General features: G+C 54.3%; 18 protein-coding genes. 8 read left to right on the top strand and 10 right to left on the bottom strand.

The annotated features are described in order from the left end of the window. The 3 genes from ACT3RR_RS16925 to ACT3RR_RS16935 form a co-directional block, all read right to left on the bottom strand. Positions 1 to 625: DUF6387 family protein (locus ACT3RR_RS16925; RefSeq protein WP_496200794.1), on the bottom strand; the 625-nt coding region annotated here is incomplete at its 3' end. Then, complete coding sequence (locus ACT3RR_RS16930; RefSeq protein ID WP_496200795.1) at positions 622 to 1,845, bottom strand: tyrosine-type recombinase/integrase; 1,224 nt, start codon at positions 1,843 to 1,845, stop codon at positions 622 to 624. The genes ACT3RR_RS16925 and ACT3RR_RS16930, both read right to left, overlap by 4 nt. A gap of 246 nt (positions 1,846 to 2,091) precedes the next feature. After that, positions 2,092 to 3,009, bottom strand: coding sequence for a bestrophin family protein (locus ACT3RR_RS16935; RefSeq protein WP_353500738.1), 918 nt, complete (start codon positions 3,007 to 3,009; stop codon positions 2,092 to 2,094). Between the two features lie 439 nt (positions 3,010 to 3,448). On the opposite strand from ACT3RR_RS16935, the gene lpxP reads away from it, so the two are divergent. The 6 genes from lpxP to ACT3RR_RS16965 all read left to right on the top strand — a co-directional run bounded on the left by lpxP (position 3,449) and on the right by ACT3RR_RS16965 (position 9,769). Then, the gene (gene lpxP / locus ACT3RR_RS16940) at positions 3,449 to 4,372 is read left to right on the top strand and encodes a kdo(2)-lipid IV(A) palmitoleoyltransferase (protein ID WP_353500737.1); all 924 of its coding nucleotides are present in this window, start codon (positions 3,449 to 3,451) and stop codon (positions 4,370 to 4,372) included. A 126-nt stretch (positions 4,373 to 4,498) separates the two neighbouring features. Continuing rightward, on the top strand, positions 4,499 to 5,188 hold the full coding sequence (locus ACT3RR_RS16945) for a CTP synthase C-terminal region-related (seleno)protein (RefSeq protein WP_496200796.1): 690 nt from the start codon (positions 4,499 to 4,501) through the stop codon (positions 5,186 to 5,188). A 373-nt stretch (positions 5,189 to 5,561) separates the two neighbouring features. Next, positions 5,562 to 6,587: an amino acid ABC transporter substrate-binding protein gene (locus ACT3RR_RS16950; protein WP_496200797.1), complete on the top strand. Its 1,026-nt coding sequence runs from the start codon at positions 5,562 to 5,564 to the stop codon at positions 6,585 to 6,587. A 114-nt stretch (positions 6,588 to 6,701) separates the two neighbouring features. Beyond that, entirely contained in the window at positions 6,702 to 7,880 is a 1,179-nt protein-coding gene (locus tag ACT3RR_RS16955) for an amino acid ABC transporter permease (RefSeq protein ID WP_496200798.1), read from the top strand. Between the two features lie 9 nt (positions 7,881 to 7,889). After that, a complete protein-coding gene (locus tag ACT3RR_RS16960) occupies positions 7,890 to 8,999 on the top strand; it encodes an amino acid ABC transporter permease (RefSeq protein WP_353500733.1) in 1,110 nt (369 codons plus the stop codon). Between the two features lie 8 nt (positions 9,000 to 9,007). Continuing rightward, positions 9,008 to 9,769 carry an amino acid ABC transporter ATP-binding protein gene (locus tag ACT3RR_RS16965; RefSeq protein WP_496200799.1) on the top strand — a complete coding sequence of 254 codons (762 nt, stop codon included), beginning with the start codon at positions 9,008 to 9,010 and terminating at the stop codon, positions 9,767 to 9,769. A 75-nt stretch (positions 9,770 to 9,844) separates the two neighbouring features. Here the strand turns inward: ACT3RR_RS16965 and ACT3RR_RS16970 are convergent, their stop codons facing one another. Both ACT3RR_RS16970 and ACT3RR_RS16975 read right to left on the bottom strand, forming a co-directional pair. Then, positions 9,845 to 10,534, bottom strand: coding sequence for an LrgB family protein (locus ACT3RR_RS16970; RefSeq protein ID WP_353500732.1), 690 nt, complete (start codon positions 10,532 to 10,534; stop codon positions 9,845 to 9,847). Further along, complete coding sequence (locus tag ACT3RR_RS16975) at positions 10,527 to 10,949, bottom strand: CidA/LrgA family protein (RefSeq protein WP_353500731.1); 423 nt, start codon at positions 10,947 to 10,949, stop codon at positions 10,527 to 10,529. The genes ACT3RR_RS16970 and ACT3RR_RS16975 overlap by 8 nt, the downstream gene beginning before the upstream one ends. A gap of 145 nt (positions 10,950 to 11,094) precedes the next feature. Between ACT3RR_RS16975 and ACT3RR_RS16980 the strand changes: the two genes are divergently transcribed. Further along, the gene (locus ACT3RR_RS16980; protein WP_496200800.1) at positions 11,095 to 11,997 is read left to right on the top strand and encodes a LysR substrate-binding domain-containing protein; all 903 of its coding nucleotides are present in this window, start codon (positions 11,095 to 11,097) and stop codon (positions 11,995 to 11,997) included. A gap of 18 nt (positions 11,998 to 12,015) precedes the next feature. Here the strand turns inward: ACT3RR_RS16980 and ACT3RR_RS16985 are convergent, their stop codons facing one another. The 3 genes from ACT3RR_RS16985 to ACT3RR_RS16995 form a co-directional block, all read right to left on the bottom strand. After that, positions 12,016 to 13,665 carry a Na+/H+ antiporter gene (locus tag ACT3RR_RS16985; protein WP_100938189.1) on the bottom strand — a complete coding sequence of 550 codons (1,650 nt, stop codon included), beginning with the start codon at positions 13,663 to 13,665 and terminating at the stop codon, positions 12,016 to 12,018. 565 nt (positions 13,666 to 14,230) lie between these two features. Beyond that, positions 14,231 to 15,598, bottom strand: a complete 1,368-nt coding sequence (locus tag ACT3RR_RS16990) for an NCS2 family permease (protein WP_353500729.1) — start codon at positions 15,596 to 15,598, stop codon at positions 14,231 to 14,233. A 576-nt stretch (positions 15,599 to 16,174) separates the two neighbouring features. Further along, positions 16,175 to 16,843 carry a glutathione S-transferase family protein gene (locus ACT3RR_RS16995; protein WP_353500728.1) on the bottom strand — a complete coding sequence of 223 codons (669 nt, stop codon included), beginning with the start codon at positions 16,841 to 16,843 and terminating at the stop codon, positions 16,175 to 16,177. Positions 16,844 to 17,105: 262 nt separating this feature from the next. On the opposite strand from ACT3RR_RS16995, the gene ACT3RR_RS17000 reads away from it, so the two are divergent. Further along, positions 17,106 to 19,166 (top strand): putative bifunctional diguanylate cyclase/phosphodiesterase, encoded by a 2,061-nt coding sequence (locus ACT3RR_RS17000; RefSeq protein WP_486031507.1) that lies wholly within the window; start codon positions 17,106 to 17,108, stop codon positions 19,164 to 19,166. A 65-nt stretch (positions 19,167 to 19,231) separates the two neighbouring features. Here the strand turns inward: ACT3RR_RS17000 and malQ are convergent, their stop codons facing one another. Next, complete coding sequence (malQ, locus tag ACT3RR_RS17005) at positions 19,232 to 21,322, bottom strand: 4-alpha-glucanotransferase (RefSeq protein WP_100938191.1); 2,091 nt, start codon at positions 21,320 to 21,322, stop codon at positions 19,232 to 19,234. Between the two features lie 9 nt (positions 21,323 to 21,331). After that, on the bottom strand, positions 21,332 to 23,737 hold the full coding sequence (gene malP, locus ACT3RR_RS17010; RefSeq protein WP_496200801.1) for a maltodextrin phosphorylase: 2,406 nt from the start codon (positions 23,735 to 23,737) through the stop codon (positions 21,332 to 21,334). Positions 23,738 to 23,770: the final 33 nt, after the last annotated feature.

The raw sequence follows: 23,770 nt of genomic DNA on the forward strand, positions 1-23,770 counted from the left end.
CAATTTGAACATCATTAACACGTAGCTCTTTCCTCCAAATTGGAAGTAATTTCATAAAATCATCAACTAATATTTCATCCGGAATTCCCAGATCAACGACCAAGCATAACTCATTGTCTAAAATCATATTTACTGAGTCAGATGCCCTAGCAGTCAACCATCCATGATTTTCATCTCCTTCTTTTAAAGTATTTTGAACTTCGTCTCTGTCAATTAAAAAAGGTTTACCACTTCGAGTGCCATAAGTATCTTTAGACTGAGTAAAACAAATAACATTAAATCGAGATAGCCCTCTGATACCATACCCATGAGTTATACACTTTGAGGTGTTAATATTATCCACATACTTTTCATAAAATTCTTTTCCTCCATGAAATTGATCATAAAAATCATCTGGCGAATCATTTTCTATCTCTTCGAAGGGGTCACCAATATCAAGCGGCATTTTAGAATCAGCGCCCTTATTGATAAAATAGCCTCCTAGCCCCCACGATGAATCATTAAAATATCTACGCCAGTACAGCTGGCGAAAGAAATCTTTATCAGAGAGCTCATCAAGACAGCGATATTTATCAAGAGAAAATTCTGATGGTAAATTTTTCTTACTGTTAATCTTCTTAATCATTTCGCTACCTTTATTAATACGATATTTTCATATTCGCCAGCTAGTATACTAAGCCGCTCACACCACATATTTAATGCGTGCAATTTTTCAGGCACATACTGGCTCAAATTGTACACGGCCATCACGCCAGGCATCGTATGCCCCAAAAGTTGTTCGACAATATGCGGCGCAACTCCCAAATCATTAAGCTTGGTGGCGAACGTACGCCGAATATCATGGAGTGACCAAGGCTCGGCATGGCCTAGGCGCTTCCAGACTAATCGCCCCCAAGCGCTGACAGCGCTAGATTCCTTTATCTCACCAAGGAGCAAGCCGCTATCTTTGTGCTGATCATGCAGAACTTTAATTAAAGGTCGCATTGCTTCAGGCACTGGCCGAACTATCTTGTTGCCACCTTTACTGTGTTCCCTAGGTACGGTCCATACCCACTTTTTTAAATCCCACTCTGACCAGGTAGACAGTCTAGCCTCTTGGGAACGGCACCCAAAAACCACCAGCAATCGCAACATAGAGGCGTAATACGGTTTGAACTTGAGTTGCTTGCTGGCCTGCCAAATCTGACCGATTTCTTCGTCAGTATGGTCTCTGTCACCTTTTATATGCTTGCTGCCAACATCGGGTATGGTTAAGTCGTCTAGCGCGTTGCTCATGGCATAGCGTCGCACTCTGCAGAATTTAAGGGCCTGTTTAGACATCTGAAAAACGTAGCCTGCCGCCACAGGGGAATCTTTCTTGATCCGGTCGAAACACTCCAGCCAATGCCGGGTTTCGCACTGCGCCAGCGGTAAGCCACCTATATAAGGGTAAATGTGTTTTTCGAGCTGCGCCTTGTGCCGTTCGACGTTAGCGCGTCTACCAGTTGCATACTCAGATATCCAATAGAGTAGGGCATCTTTGACCGTCACCGGCTTAAGGGATTCTGTGGTACTGAAATTTAGTTGGTGCTTGGGGTCTTTGCTGTCGGCCAACCAGGCACGACATTGATCTCGCTTTTCGCGCGCCAGCTTTAATGGCATATCGGGATAATTACCCAATTTTAAGCGCTGCGGCTTTGCTTCCCGACCACCAAGCCTATAAGCAAAGAACCAGGTCATAACCCCAGTTTTAGAAACCTTAATACTCAGGCCGTCGCCATCAGCATAAAAATTCTCATTAGGGCTCTCTCTCCCGATCATTTTTCGAAGAGAGGCATCGCTTAGTTTGTTAGTTATTCCGGCCATAAAATCTCAGTTCATTTTGCCCATGGACTACACCATAGACTACACCACTTCCCACATACTTATAAACCAGAGCAAACAACAATGAACGAGAAACGCAATTAAAATCAATTAATTCAATTGATTGAATTTAAGTGATGGGTAACGACGAACGCTAATAAACATGACTTCACAGAATACGGCATGAACTGATACTAATCAGTTGTGTTGATAAAAGGCGCTTTTCCGCAAGGAGAGCGCCTTTTTGTTTTAGCTCAGCCGGTAATGTTGGTCCGGCTTAATGTGCTCCGGTAGCGGATGCACGTCATTCATTTCTAACAGATTGATCTCGATATTCCGGCACATCGCGGTCAGCGGTAAATCGTTATCTGCCGTGCCGAACGGGTCTTCCAACTCTTCCGCTAAGGCATCAATTGAGATAAAGGTGTAGGAGATAAACACCGACACCAAAATCGTCATATAACCCAGTGCCGGAGCCAGTGCGAACGGCAGCAAGGTGCAGAACAGATAAACCGTGCGATGGACTATCAGGCTGTAGGCGAAAGGTATCGGCGTGTTGGCAATGCGCTCGCAGCCGCCCAGCACGTGGGAAAGCTCATTAAGGTTGCGGTCGACGCTGTGGAAGAGCATATCGCTCAGCCGCCCCTGCTGGCGCTGCTCGGCAAGCCATTTGCCCATGAGTAGCAAAAGACGATTAGCCGGAGTCGGGCTGTTCAACACCTCAGTAGCCACTTCAGCGGGCAGCAGGCGCTGCATATCCTTGGCGGCATCCTCCCCACGCAGCTGGTGCTTCAACGCGTAACTAAAAGCTATCTGCAACTGGCTGAAGGCGGCGACGGCCTGCGGCGAGTCCGCCAGCAGGCTCTTTACCTGCCGAAATAGCGAGCGATGTGTGATCAGCAAGCTTCCCCATAACAGCCGGGCTTCGTTAAAGCGCGCGTAGCTGGCGCTGTTTCTAAAACCAAGGAAGATGGCGATGGCGATGCCCAGTAAGCTAAACGGGGCCAGCGTCAGGCGGATGCCCAATGCTTCGTAAATCTGCACGCTGAACACCGCGACAATTGACATACCGAAGTTCAGGCTGAGGCGGAAAAGAATGTTTGAAAGCACGGCGCCGTGCCAGACAAACAGGCGACGGAACCAGTGTTGATGGGGACGAACGATCATAAAGAGTTAATGCGGTGGGAATAGAATGTGAAATATTTTACAGAGAAGCGGCCGTTTTCCCAGCACAATCACCTTCAGACTTCTCCTATTGCATAATTTACAAAGCTTACAATCGCTCAAACCATTAATTCTAAGACTATTTTAACGCCTGACAAAATAAGATACGAATTAGTGCTGTTATCGGACGATTCCCCACTCAGGATTGATAACAGAGCGTGATATACTTCACACCTAAAGTCGTATTCGCCCCGCTCATCGCCTACGGAAAGCCTTTTAGCCCGCGATCCCGTCTTTTAGTGTAAAGATTGCGTCAAGTTCGGCGTTGTTTAAAACATTTGCCCACTTTCGTTGTCCCAGTCTTTGACACACCCCCTGTATCGCGATCGAGCTACTTCCAACGCGGTACCTCAGATTTAATTATGCCGATGATTGAGCTTATATGACTTCACCATCTTGCTTTCGCAAATCGTTTCTCCACCCGCGTTACTGGCTGACCTGGTTTGGCTTGGGCGTCCTGTTCCTTCTTGTTCAACTGCCTTATCCGGTCCTTTACCGCCTTGGTAACTGGCTTGGCCGCACCTCGATGCGTTTCCTCAAACGCCGTGTCTCCATCACTCGCCGCAATTTAGAACTCTGTTTCCCTAATCTTGATGAAGCTCAAATTGAGCGCCGCATTCTCAGCAATTTCGAATCGCTGGGCATGGGCCTGCTGGAGACGGGAATGGCGTGGTTCTGGTCGGACGCCCGCGTAAAACGCTGGTTTGACGTCAGTGGCCTGAATCACCTGAAAATGGCGCAGCAGAACAAGAAAGGCGTACTGGTGATTGGCGTGCATTTCATGTCGCTTGAGCTGGGTGGCCGTGCCATGGGCATTTGTCAGCCGATGATGGCGATGTATCGCCCACATAACAATAAAGCGATGGAGTTCGTGCAGACTTGGGGACGCATGCGCTCCAATAAAGCGATGCTGGATCGCAAAGACCTGCGCGGTATGGTTCATGCGCTGAAGAAAGGTGAAGCCGTATGGTTCGCTCCGGACCAAGACTACGGCCCGCGTGGCAGCGTATTTGCTCCCCTGTTCGCCGTCGATCAGGCAGCCACCACCAGCGGCACCTACATGCTGGCGCGTCTGGCGAAACCGGCTCTGGTCACCGTGGTGCTGGTGCGCAAAGACAAGGGTAAAGGCTATGACCTGGTTATCCAGCCTGCTCTGCAAGATTACCCAATCGATGATGAAATGGCGGCCGCGGCCTACATGAATCGCGTGGTGGAAAAAGAGATTATGCGCGCACCAGACCAGTATCTCTGGCTGCATCGCCGCTTTAAAACCCGCCCAACGGGAGCGCCTTCACTCTATCTCTAAGCAGTGAATCGCCATGCATTAAGCCCGTCCAGCAATGGTCGGGCTTTTTTATTGATGAAAATAATTCTCATGACGCCAAGTTAACTTTTCTATAACATTCTCTTTTACCTGCTCAGGAGAGAAGTGATGAGTCAGCAAGTCCGTTTGGCACTAATCGGCGACCACAACCCCGCCATTCTTGCCCACCAAGCTATCCCCCTTGCATTAAACCTCGCAGCACAAACTTTCGACCTTGATATCCACACCACCTGGCTTAACACCGACACCATTGACGCTGAGCTTTCGCTTGAAGAGTTCGATGCGTTCTGGTGCGTGCCCGGCAGCCCTTACCTTTCTACCGAAGGTGCATTGCGCGCCATTCGCTATGCTCGCGAGCAGCAGAGGCCGTTCCTCGGCACCTGTGGCGGCTTCCAGCACGCGATCATTGAGTATGCCCGCAACGTGATGGGCTGGCAGGACGCGAACCATGGCGAAACCGATACCGAAGGTCGGCTGGTGATTGCCGCGCTGGCCTGCGAAATGGTGGAGAAGAAGGCGGGTATTACTCTGCTGGCCGACAGCACCGCGGGCCGCGCCTACGGTAAGTTGGATATTGAAGAGGGTTATCACTGCCGCTACGGGATTAACACCGAGTTTCAGGCTGCGCTGGAAGCTCAGCCGCTGCGCCTGACCGGCCACGACCAGCAGGGTGAAATTCGCGTGATGGAATTGCCAACCCACCCGTTCTTCGTCGCCACCCTGTTCCAGCCGGAACGCGCCGCGCTGAAAGGCCAGCTCCCGCCGCTGGTCGGCGCGTTGATCCAAGCTGCCCGTTAATCTTCTGACTCTCAGGTGCCCGCCTGAGAGTTTTTTAATTCCACTTTCCTCTGTTTTTGACCTTCCATATAGCGCTTAAAGATGAACCAGACCTCACTGAGCGGAACCAGAGTGAGATCCAGTTCCAAATAGTAAAATAAGCCGCACCACTTTGTTGCAGCAATATTGACCACGCACAGGATTGGGGCAATAAATCCTATAACTCAAATCAATGTTACTGGCCGAAACAATCACAGAAGCCAATTGATTAACGTTTTTTGCATGTTGGCATTGCCTTTGCAATGTCCCCTGCAGAGGGCAATGCCCCGCAACGGACAGGGTGCCTCGCGCATTCATACAATAATAATTTTGGTTATGTCTCACAGGACGACTTATGAAAAAAATACTGCTTTCTACCCTTATTGCTGCTGCCAGCATGATGACGCTGGCAGGTCAGGCGCACGCAGGCACAACTCTGGACGCTGTGAAGAAGAAAGGCTTTGTTCAATGTGGGATAAGCGACGGTTTACCGGGTTTCTCTTATGCTGATTCAAAAGGCAAATTCATCGGTATCGACGTTGACGTCTGTCGCGCCATCGCCGCCGCCGTTTTTGGTGATGCGGAAAAAGTAAAATACACCCCGCTGACTGCCAAAGAGCGCTTTACCGCCCTGCAATCTGGCGAAGTGGACATCCTCTCTCGTAACACCACCTGGACCTCATCGCGTGACGCGGGTATGGGCATGATCTTCGCGGGCGTTAACTACTACGACGGCATTGGATTCCTCACCCATAAGAAAGCCGGTTTGAAGAGTGCTAAAGAGCTTGATGGCGCAACCGTTTGCATCCAGGCCGGTACTGACACTGAGCTGAACGTGGCCGACTACTTCAAGGCCAATAAAATGACCTACACCCCGGTGACCTTCGACCGTTCCGACGAAAGCGCCAAGGCGCTGGACTCCGGCCGCTGCGATACGCTGGCCTCTGACCAATCCCAGCTTTACGCCCTGCGTATCAAGCTCGGCAAACCAGATGACTTCATCGTGCTGCCAGAAGTGATCTCTAAAGAGCCTTTAGGCCCGGTGGTTCGCCGTGGCGATGAAGACTGGCTGGAAGTAGTGCGCTGGTCACTGTTCGCCATGCTGAATGCCGAAGAGATGGGCATTACTTCTAAAAACGTTGAGCAACTGGCCGCTAACCCGACCACGCCGGACATGAGCAACCTGTTAGGTAAAACTGGCAAATACGGGGAAGACCTGAAACTGCCTAATGACTGGGTGGTGAAAATCGTTAAACAAGTCGGTAACTACGGCGAAAGCTTCGACCGCAACGTCGGCGAAGGCAGCGAACTGAAAATCAAACGCGGGCAAAACGCATTGTGGAATCAGGGTGGGATCCAGTACGCACCACCGGTTCGCTAATTCCCTTCTTTATTGGGAATCCAAGCAGTTGAATTAAATAAGTAATGATAAAAAACGGTGCGCTGGCCGTTCCCCAGCGCGCCGTTTTCAGGCTTCATCTCTGAGGTACTTTCTATGCCACAACGCCCAGCTAGAAAAGGTGCGTTATCGCTGACCAACCCAGCCGTGCGCGCGTGGATCTATCAGATCATCGCCGTCGTCGTGCTGGTTGCCTGTCTCGGCTATCTGCTGCACAACACCATCACCAACCTGACAACACGAGGCATCACCTCGGGCTTTGCTTTCCTCAATAGCGGCGCAGGTTTTGGTATCGTTCAACATCTTATCGACTATCAGGAAGGGGACACCTACGGCCGCGTGTTCGTGATTGGCCTGCTTAACACGCTGCTGGTTTCGGCACTCTGTATCGTTTTTGCTTCAATCCTCGGTTTTATTATTGGGCTGGGTCGCCTGTCGGAAAACTGGCTGATCCGCAAAGTTTCTACCCTTTACATTGAGATCTTCCGCAACATCCCGCCTCTCCTGCAAATCTTCTTCTGGTACTTCGCCGTCTTGCGCAACTTGCCCGGCCCTCGTCAAAGCCTTGAGGCTTTTGGCGTGGCCTTTATTAGCAATCGCGGGCTGTATCTGCCTTCTCCCGAGCTGGCTCCGGGCAGTCTGGCGAGTGGCATCGCCCTGCTGCTGGCGCTGTTTGGCATCTGGGCGTTGAAGCGTTACAACCATTTCCGCCAGATCCACACGGGGCGGGTATGGCGTATTTGGCCGTGGGCGATTGCCATGCTGGTGATCTTCCCGGCATTGGCGCACCTGTTCTTCGGGCCTGCGGTTCACTGGGACATCCCGGCGCTACGCGGATTTAACTTCCGCGGTGGCATGGTGCTTATCCCTGAACTGGCCTCGCTGACGGTGGCGCTGTCGGTCTACACCTCGACCTTTATTGCCGAAGTGATTCGCTCGGGCATTCAGTCGGTTTCCCACGGCCAGCATGAAGCCGCGCGCTCCCTCGGCCTGCCGAATCCGGTGACGCTGCGTCAGGTGATTTTGCCGCAGGCGATGCGGGTGATTATTCCGCCGCTGACCAGCCAGTACCTGAATATCGTCAAAAACTCCTCACTGGCGGCCGCCATCGGGTATCCCGACATGGTGTCGCTGTTTGCCGGAACGGTGCTCAACCAAACCGGCCAGGCCATTGAAACTATTGCTATTACCATGTCCGTCTACTTGATCATCAGTCTGGCGATTTCGTTCTTAATGAACATCTACAACCGGCGTATCGCGCTGGTCGAACGTTAAGGGAATCGAATGACGATGAGCACACTCCCCTCTGCCATGCCTACCAATAAGCACCCGGCCTCGGTTAGCGGCGCTTTGATGTGGATGCGAAAAAACCTGTTCTCCAGCTGGTTCAATAGCTTACTGACGATTTTCTGCCTGTGGCTGATGTGGCTGGTTGTTCCTCCACTGCTCAACTGGGTGATTTTTCAGGCCAACTGGGTCGGCACGGCTCGCTCGGACTGCACCAAAGCAGGCGCCTGCTGGGTGTTTATCCATGCGCGCTTCGGCCAGTTCATGTATGGCCTCTACCCGTTCGAAGAGCGCTGGCGCATCAATCTGACCTTAATCGTCGGCTTGCTCACCTTGGTACCGATGTTCATTCACGCCATGCCGCGCCGTGGCCGATACATCGCCGCCTGGGTGGTGCTGTTCCCGATTTTCACTTGGTTCATGCTTTATGGCGGCTTCTTCGGCCTGCCGGTGGTCGAAACCCGCCAATGGGGCGGGCTGACGCTGACGCTGATTATCGCCGCAGTGGGTATCGCCGGAGCCTTGCCGCTCGGCATCTTGCTGGCGCTGGCTCGCCGCTCTCGCCTGCCGATTGTTCGCGTGCTGTCGGTGATTTTTATCGAGTTCTGGCGCGGCGTGCCGCTGATCACCGTGCTGTTTATGTCCTCGGTGATGCTGCCGCTGTTTATGCAGGAAGGGACCAACATCGACAAACTGGTGCGCGCGCTGGTTGGGGTGATTTTGTTCCAGTCGGCTTATGTCGCGGAAGTGGTGCGCGGCGGATTGCAGGCGCTGCCGAAGGGCCAGACCGAAGCCGCCGAGTCACTGGCGCTGGGGTATTGGAAAACTCAGGGGCTGGTGATTTTGCCGCAGGCCCTGAAGATGGTGATCCCCGGCCTGGTCAACACCATTATCGCGCTGTTTAAAGATACCAGTCTGGTGATCATCATCGGCCTGTTTGACCTGTTCAGCAGCGTGCAGCAAGCCACCGTCGATCCCGAGTGGCTCGGCATGTCGACCGAAGGCTATGTCTTCGCCGCCGCCGTTTACTGGATTTTCTGTTTCAGCATGTCGCGTTATAGCCAACATTTGGAAAGACGCTTTCACACCGGACGTTCCGCACACTGAGGTAAAACATGAGCGACCATCACAGTATTGATGCTAAAAAAATGATGATCACCCTGGAAGACGTTAACAAGTGGTACGGACAGTTCCACGTGTTGAAAAACATCAACCTGCGCGTGAAGCCGGGCGAGCGCATCGTGCTATGCGGCCCGTCGGGCTCGGGGAAATCCACCACCATCCGCTGCATTAATCATCTGGAGGAGCACCAGCAGGGCCGGATCGTCGTAGACGGCACCGAGTTAAACGACGATCTGCGCAATATCGAGCGCGTTCGTACCGAAGTCGGCATGGTTTTCCAACATTTCAACCTTTTCCCGCACCTGACGGTGTTGCAGAACTGCACGCTGGCGCCCTGCTGGGTGCGCAAGATGCCGAAGAAGGAAGCCGAAGAGCTGGCCATGCACTACCTGAAACGGGTACGCATTGCCGAGCACGCGCACAAGTTCCCCGGCCAGCTTTCCGGCGGGCAGCAGCAACGCGTCGCCATCGCCCGCTCCCTCTGCATGAAGCCGAAAATCATGCTGTTCGACGAACCGACTTCCGCACTGGATCCGGAAATGGTGAAAGAAGTGTTAGACACCATGATCGGACTCGCCGAGGAAGGCATGACCATGCTGTGCGTGACCCATGAGATGGGGTTCGCAAGAACCGTCGCGGACCGCGTGATCTTTATGGATCGCGGAGAAATCGTCGAAGAAGCGCCACCTATGGAGTTCTTCGCCGCACCGAAATCAGCAAGGACCAGGGAGTTTTTATCACAGGTGATTCATTAATTTAGGGCAGTTGCTCCCTCCCCTATTTAGGGGAGGGCTGGGCTGGAGTATTTCTCACAAAGGAGCAAACCCGAACTACCACATCAAAATCCCAATTGCCGGCGCCATCACCACGGTGACAACCCCCGCCAGCATCATCACTAAGCTTGAAACCACGCCCTCTTCGGCGCCCATATCGTAGGCTTTGGCCGTGCCTGCGCCGTGGGATGACGCCCCGAGGCTCGCGCCTTTCGCTAACTTACTTTTCACCGCCAAACGCAGGAACATCATGTCGCCTATCGCCATACCGAAGACGCCGGTGATCACCACAAACAGCGCGACCAGATCCGGCTGCCCGCCCACCTGCTTCGCGGCGGCCAGGGCGAAAGGCGTGGTGATGGAGCGAACCGATAAACTGCGCTGAATCACCTCGGGCAGCGCAAACAGCCGGGCCAGCCAGACGGAGCTGAACACCGCGACCACCACCGCCGTCACCACGCCGGCAGAAAGCGACAGCCAGTGGCGGCGAATAATCGCCATATTCTCGTAGACTGGTACGGCAAAGGCGATGGTTGACGGGCCGAGTAACCACAGCAGCCAGTGCGTCTCACCAATGTAGTCCTGCCAGCTCACGCGGGCGACCACCAGCAGCAGAACCAGCACCACCGGCGTGAACACCAGCGGCATTAATAAAAGAGTGCGGCGCTGGCGGTAAAGCTTCTTGTTGGCGTAATACAGCAACACGGTTACGACAAAACAGATGGCGCTAATAATAATGTCACTCACCGCGCACCTTCCGCTCCGCTAAACGCAGCTCCAGACGATAGATCCTGTCCACCACCAGCGACGTAATACCCAGCGTCAGAGTGGTGCTGATGGCGATCACCAAGAAAATTTTCCAGCCTTCAACCATCAACAACGAGGTGTAATTCACCACGGCGACCACGGCGGGAACAAAGAACAGCAGCATTTCCGCCAGCAGCCAGCGAGACCCGGCTTTGACCCATTTCAGCGGCAAAATACCGGACATAATCAATAATAAAAGCATGAACATACCGACGACGTTGGCCGGCAGAGGCAGATGCAACAGGTTTACCAGACGGTCGGCAACCAGATAAAGAGCCGCGTACAGCACCACCTGAATGGGGACCTGTAAACGACTTAAATACGACGGCGCTCGAGTGCGCAACGCCAACAACATAGGAATAACCTCAGTGGGTTAAAAAGGGGACGAAAGAAGTATACGTTGGCGGCAAACCGGTATAGAAATGAATTAAAATCATCGAAATCATTCCAAATCGGCATATTTTGCCTTTCTGCGCAAAAAGCTGATTAAGAGGATCATTATGGACGTGCGCACCCTGCGTTATTTTGTCGAAGTTGTTCGCCAGCAGAGCTTTACCCGCGCGGCTGAAAAGCTGTTTGTCACTCAGCCGACCATCAGCAAGATGCTGCGCCATCTGGAGGAAGAGCTGGAATGTACGCTGATTATTCGCGATGGCCGCCGCCTAAGACTGACCGACAGCGGGCAGGCGCTGTACCAACGCGGGCAGAATATTTTGGAAGAGTTTCGCCAGCTGGAAAGCGAACTGGAGGACATCAGCACCCTCACCCGCGGGCAGTTGAGGATTGGCATCCCGCCGATGGTGGGCACCCAGATGGCCCCGCTGATTGGCGCGTTTCGCCAAAAATATCCCGGCATTGAGCTGATTATCTCCGAGTTTGGCGGCCGCACGGTGCAGTCGGCGATTGTCTCCGGCGAGCTGGATTTAGCCATGAACCTGCTATCGATTGACGAAAATCTGGGCCTGACGTCGATCCCCCTCTTTAGCTACCCCATGTGCGCCGTGGTGCCGCGCAGCGAGAAGTGGCTCAACCGCACCCGCCTGCCGATTTCTGAATTAGCCGATGAAAGCATCCTGATTTATAACGAAGATTTTGCGCTGCACGGCATGCTGATGGACAGCTTCGCGGCGCATGGATTCACGCCTAAAATTGCCACCCGCAGCGGCCAGTGGGACTTTCTGGCGGCGATGGTGCAGGCGGGAATGGGCGTGGCAATTCTGCCGGAGCCAATCTGCCGCCGTCTGGATTCAAGCCTGATGTGGATGCCTATCGAGCCGGAGATGCTGTGGAAACTGGAGCTGATTTGGCGGGAGGGAAGTTATATGTCGCACAGCACCCAGGCGTGGATTGCCATGTGTCGGGAGCACTTCAAGCAGCAGCAAAGAGACGCGCACGCCGGATAGCGTGCGCGTTGCGAGGCTTTACACCTCTTTTTCGACCAGCAGCGCCTCGAGCAAATCGAGGTCATGCAGCAGCTTTTGCAGCGTTTCATTGCTGATTTTCTGCGTCGCGCGCAGATGATATAGCTCCCCGCGCTCGGCGCGCAGCGCCGTGAGGCGGAAGCGGCGCTCGAGGTTTTCCAGCTTCAGCGCCGTCTCAATATCATCTTTATTGAGCGTGCGTCGCCGCAGCGTACCAATCACCCGCGAGCTGATCTCTTTAAGCGTCTGCTCATCGATATTCTCTTCGGAATCCGCCGCCAGACGCTCTTCCATCTTATGCAGGCTTTCGATAGCCACTTCAGCGGCAATCGACTTCGCCATGCGCTCTTCTTCGCGATACGCCGTGCCATCGGCCACCACCACGCCTTTAAGCAGGAATGGCAACGCAATCACCCCCGCAATCAGCGAGAATAGGATGACGCCGGTGGCGAGGAACACCAACTGATAGCGCGATGGGAAGGCCGTGCCGTCGGATAAGAACAGCGGGATGGAGAGCACACCGGCCAGCGTAATGGCCCCGCGAACCCCGGCAAAGGAAGCTACCCACAGTTCACGCGTACTGTACGCGCCAAACAGCAACGGTTTCTTTTTCAGGAAGCGGTTACTGATGTTTTTCATCACCCACAGCCAGACAAAGCGCAGTAGCAGCAAGGCGAAGTAGATAATGCCGACGTCAGCAAACAAGTGCCAGGTGACGATAGACGGGTCATGGGTTGCCTGATCCAGCGAGTTCTCCAGAATGCCCGGCAATTGCAGGCCGAGCATGATGAACACCATGCCGTTGAACACAAACTCGAGCATCGCCCAGACGCTGTTGGCACGCAGGCGCATCGCCAGCGGCGCGTTACGGATGATGCCCGACTGGCTGATGGTCATACCGGCCGCCACCGCCGCCAGGATGCCCGACACGCCGATATGTTCGGCTATCAGGTAAGAGGCGAACGGCAATAACAGCAGGAAGACGATCTGCGTCGCCGGGTCATCACCACTCCAACGGCTCATGATGCGCAGTGATTTACTGTACAGCCACGTCACCGCCACACCGGCCATCAACCCGCCAATGGCCACCTTGAGGAACTCTACCGAGGCACCGCCGACGGTGAAGATCATGGTGCCCATCGCTACTGCGATAGCAAACTTCAGGGATACCAGACCGGACGCGTCGTTCATCAGCGCCTCACCTTCCAGCACGCCCATAATCGATTTCGGGATACGCCCCTTGCCGACAATGCCGCCCAGCGCCACGGCGTCCGTTGGCGACAGAACCGCAGCCAGCGCGAAAGCCGCCACCAGCGGGATATCCGGCACCATCATATAAATCAGATAACCAATGCCGACCACGGTGAGCAGAACCAGCACCAGCGCTAGCCCGAGGATCTCACGTCCGTGATGCAAAAACTCCCGCGTCGGAGTTTTCCAACCATCGGCAAACAGCAGTGGCGGGATGAACAGTACCAAGAACAGCTCAGGGTCGAAGTCCACGTGCAGGCCAAAATTCGGCCATGCCAGCAACGCCCCGACGGCGATCTGCATTAATGGAAGCGGGATTTGAAAAGGTAACATTCTGGTCACCACCCCGGAGAGCGATACCACCAGAATCAAAATGAGGATGGTAAAGAAGATTTCCATGCTTTCCTTAGACTCTTATTTTTATGACTTTCAATCAGGCGCGCCTGACACATACCTAAGGAATAGTAGATCAAAAACCGTTACGGTTTAAATCAGAGCGTGCTGAAAAGGGGTGTGGTTGGGGCCACACGCGCCCCTTTTAATGCATTTTTAATTTAAAAACTAAATTCAAATTTAAATTCAAAACCGTGGGCGTCGGCCCACACCGACTTAACTTCAAATTCAAAACCTTGGGTTGCCACCCAAACCGGCCTTAAGAGGCGCCTATCGCCGCGCCTCTTAAGAATCTCCGGCTCTTTACTGCGCGCTATCGCTCGTTGGATGGACGTGTTTCAGTCACTTCGGTTCTTCACCGCAAAATGTCGCCGCTTAGGCGGTGCCTTCGCTTCAGGCTTCGAGCCTTTGGTCTCGAACCGTTCGCTCAGCGCCATTTTTGACTGCGGTTTTGAGGCATTTCAACCGTGCCGTTTCAGTGGGTGCTGTTTTGCGCCTCCCTTGGTCGGTGTGGGCCGATGCCCACGACCTTGACCTTAAAAGGGCGTCAGATTTTCGCCCCCCAAAAATCTTAAATTGCCCATCCACCGGCATAGAACACCACCAGCGCCACGGCGATGATCACCGTGCCGATGTTCAGCTTGCGCCATTCGCCGGAGAAGATGCGGCCAATCACTAACGCGCTGAAACCTAACATAATACCGGTCACGATATTACAGGTCAGAACGATAAACACCGCGCACAGCAGGCCGGACATCGCATCGACGAAATCGGTGAAATCCAGTTTGGTGACGTTGCTTAACATCAACAGACCCACGTACATCAGCGCAGGGGCGGTAGCGTAGGCAGGAACCAGATACGACAGTGGAGAGAGGAACAGCATCAGCAAGAACAGCACGCCGACCACCGTGGCGGTCAGGCCGGTTTTACCGCCTGCGGCAGTACCGGCGGCGGATTCGATATACACCGCGGCTGGGGATGCACCTACCAAACCGGCAAACATGCTGCTGATGGAGTCGGACGTCAGGGCTTTGCCGCCGCTGATGATCTGACCGTTTTTATCCAGCAAATTCGCCTGACCGGCTACCGCGCGGATAGTCCCGGTGGCGTCGAAGACTGCCGTCATCACCAATGCCAGCACGCTTGGCAGAACCGCCAGTTTCAGCGCGCCCATGATGTCGAGATTAAACAGCACCGAGTGGCCGCTAGCGTCTGACAAAGACGGCATGGCGAACAGTCCCTGATACTTCACCGCCGGGTCAAAAATCAGGCCGATGATAGAAATCACGATAATCACCAGTAGAATGCCGCCCGGCACGCGCAGTTTCTCTAAACCGAAAATCACCGCCAGGCCCAACAGCGTCATGATAACCGGGAAAGAGGTGAAAGCGCCGAGAGTCACCGGCAGGCCGTCGAGTGGGTTCTTGATCACCAAGCCGACACCGTTGGCGGCGATGAGCAGCAAGAACAGCCCGATACCAATCCCCGTGCCGTGCGCAACGCCCATCGGCAAATTGCGTAAAATCCACGAACGAATCCCGGTAACGGAAATGATGGTGAACAACACCCCCATCAGGAATACCGCGCCCAGTGCGACCGGCACGCTAATGTGCTGGCCCAGCACCAGACTGAAGGCGGTAAACGCAGTCAGGGAGATTGCGCAACCAATGGCTAAAGGCAAATTGGCCCACAGCCCCATCAGCAGAGAACCAAAGCCCGCCACCAAGCAAGTCGCGACAAACACGGCGCTCGGGGAGAAACCGGCTTTGCCCAGCATACTCGGAACCACGATGACGGAATAAACCATCGCCAAAAAGGTCGTCAGACCGGCAATGATTTCCTGACGAACGTTACTGCCACGCGCAGATATTTTAAAGAAAGCATCAAGCGAACCGGCAGGCGCAACGCCACTGCCCGTTTGATTGTGTTGACTAGCCATGTGCAACCCTCTGAAGTGTCTTGCTGAAATGCCTGCGTGGTCATTACGAAACCGTTTCGTCACGTTCGCTTCCCTAACCGCCGTAATGTGCTCGAAAACCTGCAAGATCGATGCGCAAAACCAAGGCAAACGTTTAACTCTCATCGCGTAAGGCGGAAATAAAAACCACGGGTACTGCAAAGCAAACGATTATCCAGCCATTAACCCCCTCTTTTCAACTCCCGTTCACGACATTTTATGGCGATTTGTTCAATAAAAAGCCAGATCGCCACAGAATTTGCGCAAACCGCCTATTTTGAATGGTTAGCAGGCTGTGCAACATGCCAAAACGGTGATGAAAAAATGGAAAATCAGGCAAGGCATTAGAAGAAAAGAAAATAGACCGCGCTATTTTGAAAGGGAGGAAAAAGGCCCAAGAGATAAAGAAATAAAACCGGAGAGGATTAATAGCTTAACAATATTCCTATTGCGTTATCAAAATTCAGACCCGCCGATTCGAAGATATTAAGCAACACTTATGTATTGCTGAAAATATAAATCGGCGTTGCTGAAAAATAGAGAACACTGGAATTTTGATTAGCTACCAATTTGGTAAGGGCCACCCTGCTCTAAGGCTTTTTGATAAGCTGGCCGCGCATGAATGGTAGAAAGCCAGGTATGCAATTTCGGATATTTATCTAATCCTCCGCGCGACACCATCGCTTCCACCGGGAAACTCATCTGCACGTCGGCGGCACTAAAGTCGCCGCCAGCAAACCATGTGTTTTCAGTCAGATGCTGTTCAAGATAGGCGCCATGAGTCGCCAGCTGCTTATCCAGATAGTTTTGCTGCACCCCTTTGCCGATGGCACCGGCAATCGGGCGGATCAGCCAAGGCATCGGCGGTTTGCCTAATCGTCCAAAAATCAGCTTCATCACCAAAATCGGCATCAGCGACCCTTCGGCATAGTGCATCCAATAGCGATACTGCTGGCGAGCGAAGTGATCGGTAGGTTTGAAATTCCCTTGTGCATCATAGGTTTCTTGCAGGTACTCCAAAATCGCCCCCGACTCAGCCAGCGTCAGGTCGTTATCCACCAGCACCGGCGATTTCCCCAAAGGATGCACTTTTTTCAGTGAGGCCGGGGCCAGCATGGTCTTTTCATCACGTTGATAACGCTGAATTTGATAAGGCAATTCTAGCTCTTCGAGCATCCAGAGTACTCTCTGAGACCGCGAGTTATTTAAATGGTGAACCGTGATCATGTTTATAACTCCAAACTGATTAGCCAAATTAATAGTTAACTATAGACCATCTGCTCGCTGGCGTATTTTATAAAGGCAAAGACCTTGTTCCTATTACGTTTACTTCTCACGAGTTTTGCAACTGAATTTATAAGGATTGAGCAATAAGCTTAAGTAAATTTAATAGAAAGGCGCTAATTCAATAGCCTTTATTATTATTTAATGCGATTATCCCGCGCCAAAATTAGCACCTAATATAGATATCCTATTGTGTGGAGTTTGCATGCTTTCCAGTAATTACAACGATGTTCTGATTCTGTTCTCCTTCATCGTTGCGATGCTCGCGTCTTACACCGCGCTCGACATGGCTGGACGAGTGGCAACGACACAGGGAAGAGCGTCGAAACTGTGGTTAGCGGGCGGCGCGCTGTCTATGGGGATTGGTATCTGGTCGATGCATTTTATCGGCATGTTGGCCTTTAGTTTGCCAGTGTCGATGGGCTATGACCCGCTGATCACCCTATTTTCGATGCTGATCGCCATCGTTTCTTCCGCGTTCGCCCTCTGGCTGGTGTGCCATGACCGGCTGCCGACCCAGAGCCTGCTGCTTGGCTCCCTGCTGATGGGCGGCGGCATTGTGGCGATGCACTACACCGGCATGGCGGCAATGCGCATGATGCCCGGCATAGATTACGATCTTCGCTGGGTGGCGCTGTCAGTGGTGGTCGCTGTGGTGGCTTCCGGTGCCGCGCTGTGGATGGCGTTTCACCTGCGCCAGCACTCGCCGAATGTCAAAATGCTGCGCGTCGGCGCGGCGATTGTCATGGGCACCGCGATTGTCGGCATGCACTATATCGGCATGGCCGCCGCCAATTTCCCTCACGATAGCCACAGCATGGCGGCAGTTTCCGGGGTGAATAATAACTGGCTGGCGCTGCTGGTGATTGTCGTCACCTTGGCCGTGCTCGCCATCACCCTGATTATTTCCGTGCTGGATGCGCGCCTGCAGGCGCGCACCTCGATTCTTGCTTCTTCTTTGGCGCAGGCCAACCGCGAGCTAACCCAGCTCGCCTTGCACGATAATCTAACGCGCTTGCCGAACCGCCTCCTGTTGGAAGACCGTCTAAGCCAGGCTTTCCAGAAAGCGGAGCGTACTCAATCCTCCTTCGCCCTGCTGTTTTTCGACCTCGACGGCTTTAAGGCGGTGAACGACGCTTTTGGGCACCACGTGGGGGATTTGCTGCTGATTGCCGTCACCGAGCGGCTACAGGCCCACCTGCGCGCCTCGGATACCTTGGCGCGCTTGGGTGGCGATGAATTCGTGCTGCTGATGGAAATCGGCGATCCCAACGACGCCGCGACGCTGGCCGACAAGCTCGGGCATCTGATTGCTAAACCTTTCCAGGTTTCGCGCTACGAGCTGCTGGTGTCAGTGAGTATTGGTATTGCGGTTTATCCGGGCGATGGCGAAAACGAGCGCGAGCTGATGCTCAACGCCGACGCGGCGATGTACCACACCAAAAATGCCGGGCGCAACGGCTACAACTTTTTCCAGCCGTCGATGAATGCCAATGCGCAAGACCAGCTGCAAATGCTCAACGATTTGCGCATGGCGGTGGAGCACAACGAGCTGCGCCTGCACTATCAGCCAAAATTTGTCGCGCCACACGGCCCGGTGACCGGCTTTGAGGCGTTGCTGCGCTGGGAGCGCCACGGCGTGATGCTCAGCCCGGACGTCTTCCTGCCGATGGCGGAGAAAACCGGCCTTATTATCTCAATTGGCGAATGGGTGATTAACGAAGCCTGTCGCCAGCTGCGCCAGTGGCACTTGGCGGGACATCGCACCTGGACCGTGGCGGTAAACCTCTCTGCCCTGCAATTTGAGCAGCCGAATCTGGTGGAAAAGGTGATTGCTACTGTGCAGAAGCATCAGATCCCGCCAGAGATGCTGACGCTGGAAGTGACTGAAACCACCGCGATGCGCAACCCCGACGCCAGCGTCGAGATCCTCGAGCAGCTCACGCGTTTTGGCGTCAAAGCCTCGATTGATGACTTTGGTACGGGCTACTCCAGCCTGCTCTACCTGAAACGCTTACCGGCCAGCGAACTGAAAATCGACGGCGCTTTTATTAATGATCTGATTGCGGGAAGCGAAGATGCCAGCATCGTGCAAGCCATCATCGCCCTCGGCCAGACGCTGAATCTGAAAGTGGTTGCCGAAGGTGTGGAAACCACCCAACAGCAAGATTTCCTCACCGAGCTAGGCTGTGATTCGTTGCAGGGATATTTGCTCGGCAGGCCAATGACGGTGGAGCAAATCGCCAATAACCCGGATTTAGAGTAGTGCGGTTTTGCTGTGGCTTTTGATTTGATCCCTCCCCTAATTAGGGGAGGAAGTAGAGCCAAAACTCAACTCACCGACACCTTCCTGCGGCGCTTATCCAAGTCCTTGATCAGCTTATTCACTTCGTCGTCGGCGAACATATCTTCCAGAGTACGGGTGAGTTTGCGCCGCCAGTTGGGGTATTCGTCACTGGTGCCGGGAATGTTGACCGGCTCGCCCATGTCCAGCCAGTCTTCGGGTTGCAGGCCCAACAGGGCGCAGGCGCTATCAGCGACATAACGCTGGAGGCCGCGATTGAGCGTCGGCGTCATGCTCATCACGTCTGCATTGTGACCAGTGCTTTTCGGCACGCAGCCATAATGATGCAACCCGTTGAGCAACCCCTGCCGGGCGCGACCGCGATCGGCGTACAGCTCGGTTAATACCTCTTCGTCGCGATACAGCCCCAACTTCTTGCCTAGCGCCAAATCATCCCCCTGCCAGTAACCGCGCAGCGTAGGAAGATCGTGGGTGGTGATGGTCGCCATCGCCTGCACCGGATAAGACTGCGGCGCGCGGAAGTTATTCTCCGCGTCACGCTCGAAGTACAACACCTTGTACGAGTAGACCCCGCCTTCGCGCAGCTTACTGACGATCTCCACCGGCACGGTGCCCAGATCTTCTCCTATCACCATGCAGCGGTGGCGCTGGCTTTCCAGTGCCAGAATCGCCAGCAGATCGTCCACCGGATACTGCACATAAGCACCGTTGTCGGCGGTTTCACCATAAGGGATCCACCACAGGCGCAGCAGGGTCATCACGTGATCGATGCGCAACGCGCCACAGCTGGTCATGTTGGCGCGCAGTAGATCGATAAAAGGCTGATAGGCGCGGCGCACCATGACGTGCGGATCCATCGGGCGCAGATCCCAGTTTTGCCCGAGCGGCCCAAGGATATCCGGCGGCGCGCCGACCGAGGCTTTCAGACAATAAACGTCGCGATCGCCCCAGGTTTCGGCTCCACCTTCCACCACGCCCACGGCTAAATCGCGATACAAACCAATCGGCATCTCCGCCTGCTGGCTGTCGTGGTAACAGCGGCCAAACTGATACTCCGCCAGCCACTGTAGCCACTGGTAGAAATCCACCTCGGACTCATACTGCTGGCAGAAGGCTTTGACGGCGGCACTCTGCGCGCTGCGATACTTTTCCGGCCAGTGCGGCCAGCCCTGCGGCTGCTCACCCTGCTTCGCCAGATGGCTGTAAAGCGCGTCATAAGCTGCCTGCTGGTACAGGCTGTCGCCCCCCTCGCGGACAAATTTTCGATAGGCTTTTTGCAGCGGATCGGACGCGCTACGGGTGACAAAACGCTGATGCGCCAGCGACAGCCCGGTGAGCTTGAGCGGCACCACGCGGGCGTAATCCACCCATGCGCTGCGGCGAACTTCTTTAAGGATTTTCTGCGTTTGCGGCTCGCGCCACCACGCCTGCGCCGCCTCGCTGAGCTGGAAATCTTCCACCGCGTTGACGTCAATGTAAATCACGTTCAGCCAGCGCCGTGAAGACGGGCTGTATGGGCTGGCGGCGATGGGGTTGCCGGGATAAAGCGAGTGAATGGGGTTGAGGCCGACGAAAGCGCCGCCGCGTTTGCCCATCTCCTGCACCAGTTGGCGTAAATCGCCAAAGTCGCCAATGCCCCAGTTGTTCTCGGAACGCAGCGTGTAGAGTTGCACGCAGGCGCCCCACAGCTTTTTCCCCGCCAGCAGGGCATCGGGTTCATAGCAGCGTTTTGGGGCGACGATGATGCTGCACTCCCAGCTTTGCGCGTCCTGCGTCAGCGTCAACTGGTGGTAGCCGCTGGAAATGCGCCCCGGCAAGGCCAAGGTCATTTTTGCGCTGGTGCGCCCTTGCTGCACCGCGCCGCTTTCCAACTTCAACTGCCACTGAAACTCGCCTTCGCCGCCAATCGGCAGGGCTAAACGGCTGCCCTTAATAAACACTTTCACCACCGGCACTGGCGCTTCTACGGCATGAGGAACGCCCGCGGCCCAGCCCATCGCCTCCAACAAATCCCGTTTGGTGGCGGCAGCAATAGCCTGTTGTTTACCATGCGCATTGATATAACCGGCGGCGATCCCAGCCTCGATCGCCGCTTGTTCTAGCTGTTTGCTCTCCATTGCTGCTCCTTAGCGTTTCGCCTGCCAGATCCGTTGCTGATAGTCACGGATCGACCGGTCTGAACTGAACATGCCAACACGGGCCGTATTGAGTATAGTGCGCTTCGTCCACTCCGCCTGATCGCGATACATCGCGTCAACTCTCTGTTGTGCCTGACAATAATCAGCAAAATCGGCTAACACTAAGTAGGGATCGCCACCAGAAAGCAGGCTGTCGAGCATCGGGCTGAAGGCGGATTTATCCCCGTGACTGAATAGGCCGCTTTCCAGATCCTTCAATACGGCATGCAACAATTTGTCTTTTTTGCGCCATTGCAGCGGCGAGTAGCCTTGAGCCTTGAGGGCTTTCACCTGATCAACGGTATTGCCGAAAATAAAGATATTGTCTTCGCCCACCTGCTCGGCGATTTCCACCGTCGCGCCGTCCAGCGTGCCGACGGTCATCGCCCCATTAAGCGCCAGCTTCATGTTGCCAGTGCCAGAGGCTTCGGTGCCCGCAGTGGAGATCTGCTCGGAGACGTCGGCGGCTGGGATCATCAGCTCTGCGACCGAAACGCGATAATCTGGAATGAACACCACTTTCAGACGATCGCCGACGATCGGATCGTTATTGACCTTCTCCGCCACCTGATTGATCGCATAGATAATATTTTTCGCCAGATAGTAGCCCGGCGCGGCTTTCGCCCCGAACAGAAACACGCGCGGCACCATGTCGAGCTGCGGGTTGTCGCGCAATTGGCGGTACAAGGCCACGATATGCAGCAGGTTAAGATGCTGGCGCTTGTACTCGTGCAGGCGCTTAATCTGCACGTCAAAAATGGCGTCAGGGTTGAGGGTGATCCCCATACGCTGCTGCACATACTCGGCCAGCCGCACTTTGTTCTCGCGCTTAATCTTTTGATAACGCTGGGTGAATTTGGCGTCATCGGCGAATTTCTCCAGCCCGCGCAGCGCATCAAGCTCGGTAACCCACTCGGTTTTCAGGCTGTCATCAATCAGCGCCGACAGTGCCGGATTACACTGTTTCAGCCAGCGGCGCGGCGTGATGCCATTGGTTACGTTATGGAATTTTTGCGGCCACAGCTGGTGATACTCGGGGAACAGGTCTTTCACCACCAGATCCGAGTGCAGCGCCGCGACGCCGTTGACCGCGAAGCCGCTGACCACGCAGAGGTTCGCCATCCGCACCTGTTTGTCCTGATGCACCGACAGCTTCTCCCACACGGCTTTATTGCCCGGCCACTGCTTCTCCACCACCTTTTTGAAGCGCGCGTTAATCTGCTTAATCAGTGAGAAATGGCGCGGCAGCAGGCTGCGCACCAGCTTCTCATCCCAACGCTCAAGGGCTTCCGGCATCAAGGTGTGGTTGGTGTAGGCGAAGGTGCGACTGGTGATGGCCCATGCCGCGTCCCACTCCATCTGGTGCTCGTCGAGCAGAATGCGCAACAGCTCGGGAATGGCGATGGTCGGATGGGTATCGTTAAGCTGAATCACTTCAAAATCAGGCAGTTCAGCAATTTTGCGTCCAAGGAAGTGGTGACGGCGCAAAATATCCCGCACCGAGCAGGCGCACTGGAAATACTGCTGCATCAGGCGCAGGCGTTTGCCCTGCTGATGGTTGTCATTCGGGTAGAGCACTTTAGTCAGCTTGGCGGCATCAATGCCCTTTTGCTCGGCCTTGAGGAACTGCCCGTCGTTAAACAGCGTCAGGTCAAAAGGATGCACATCCGTCGCCTGCCATAGACGTAATGGCTGGGTAACGCCGTTGCGATAGCCCACCACCGGTAGGTCCCACGCTTCGCCACGCAGAGTGAATGCCGGCTGCCAGTGCTCCTGTCCCTGCTCATTTTTTAGTAGCTTGCCGCCAAAACCGACGTCCACCGACAGGTGGCTGTTGTGGCTAAACCACGGGTAGCTCTCGCGATGCCAATTGTCCGGCGCTTCTTGCTGCTTGCCTTCGCTAAAGGATTGGCGGAACAGGCCATATTGATAATTCAACCCGTAGCCGGTGGCCGACTGCCCCACGGTCGCCATCGAATCCAGAAAACAGGCCGCCAGACGCCCCAGCCCGCCATTGCCTAACGCGGGATCGGTTTCTTGCTCGAGGACATCGGCCAGTTCTACGCCCTGCGCTTTCAGCACGTCCCTGACGGTGTCGAACCAACCCAGATTAATCAAGTTGTTGGAGGTCAGACGGCCAATCAGAAACTCCATCGAAATATAATTTACGTGGCGCTGCTGCTGTTGAGTCTTGGCAGGCGTGGGCTGCGCGGCTAACTGCTCGGACAGCGCGCCGCTCAGCGCCTGCCACCACTGATGCGGCGTCATGTCTTGGGCACTCTGTAAACCAAAGCGCTGCCATTGGCGCGTCAGGGCGTGTTCAAACCGGGTTTTCTCTAATGTGGATGGCAACATAAGCTCCCTCTATGGGGTATTTGTAGAGTAGGT

This window comes from Ewingella sp. AOP8-B2-18, assembly GCF_052376015.1.
Taxonomy (GTDB): Bacteria; Pseudomonadota; Gammaproteobacteria; order Enterobacterales; family Enterobacteriaceae; genus Ewingella; species Ewingella allii.

Excerpts from the sequence above, each read along its gene's own strand:
- ACT3RR_RS16945 (WP_496200796.1), top strand. The coding sequence starts at position 4,499 with ATGAGTCAGCAAGTCCGTTTGGCACTAATCGGCGACCACAACCCCGCC.
- lpxP (WP_353500737.1), top strand. The coding sequence starts at position 3,449 with ATGACTTCACCATCTTGCTTTCGCAAATCGTTTCTCCACCCGCGTTAC.
- ACT3RR_RS16950 (WP_496200797.1), top strand. The coding sequence starts at position 5,562 with ATGAAAAAAATACTGCTTTCTACCCTTATTGCTGCTGCCAGCATGATG.
- ACT3RR_RS16975 (WP_353500731.1), bottom strand. The coding sequence starts at position 10,949 with ATGTTGTTGGCGTTGCGCACTCGAGCGCCGTCGTATTTAAGTCGTTTA.
- ACT3RR_RS16985 (WP_100938189.1), bottom strand. The coding sequence starts at position 13,665 with ATGGAAATCTTCTTTACCATCCTCATTTTGATTCTGGTGGTATCGCTC.
- ACT3RR_RS16965 (WP_496200799.1), top strand. The coding sequence starts at position 9,008 with ATGAGCGACCATCACAGTATTGATGCTAAAAAAATGATGATCACCCTG.
- malP (WP_496200801.1), bottom strand. The coding sequence starts at position 23,737 with ATGTTGCCATCCACATTAGAGAAAACCCGGTTTGAACACGCCCTGACG.
- ACT3RR_RS16980 (WP_496200800.1), top strand. The coding sequence starts at position 11,095 with ATGGACGTGCGCACCCTGCGTTATTTTGTCGAAGTTGTTCGCCAGCAG.
- ACT3RR_RS16960 (WP_353500733.1), top strand. The coding sequence starts at position 7,890 with ATGACGATGAGCACACTCCCCTCTGCCATGCCTACCAATAAGCACCCG.
- ACT3RR_RS17000 (WP_486031507.1), top strand. The coding sequence starts at position 17,106 with ATGCTTTCCAGTAATTACAACGATGTTCTGATTCTGTTCTCCTTCATC.
- ACT3RR_RS16935 (WP_353500738.1), bottom strand. The coding sequence starts at position 3,009 with ATGATCGTTCGTCCCCATCAACACTGGTTCCGTCGCCTGTTTGTCTGG.
- malQ (WP_100938191.1), bottom strand. The coding sequence starts at position 21,322 with ATGGAGAGCAAACAGCTAGAACAAGCGGCGATCGAGGCTGGGATCGCC.
- ACT3RR_RS16990 (WP_353500729.1), bottom strand. The coding sequence starts at position 15,598 with ATGGCTAGTCAACACAATCAAACGGGCAGTGGCGTTGCGCCTGCCGGT.
- ACT3RR_RS16930 (WP_496200795.1), bottom strand. The coding sequence starts at position 1,845 with ATGGCCGGAATAACTAACAAACTAAGCGATGCCTCTCTTCGAAAAATG.
- ACT3RR_RS16955 (WP_496200798.1), top strand. The coding sequence starts at position 6,702 with ATGCCACAACGCCCAGCTAGAAAAGGTGCGTTATCGCTGACCAACCCA.
- ACT3RR_RS16995 (WP_353500728.1), bottom strand. The coding sequence starts at position 16,843 with ATGATCACGGTTCACCATTTAAATAACTCGCGGTCTCAGAGAGTACTC.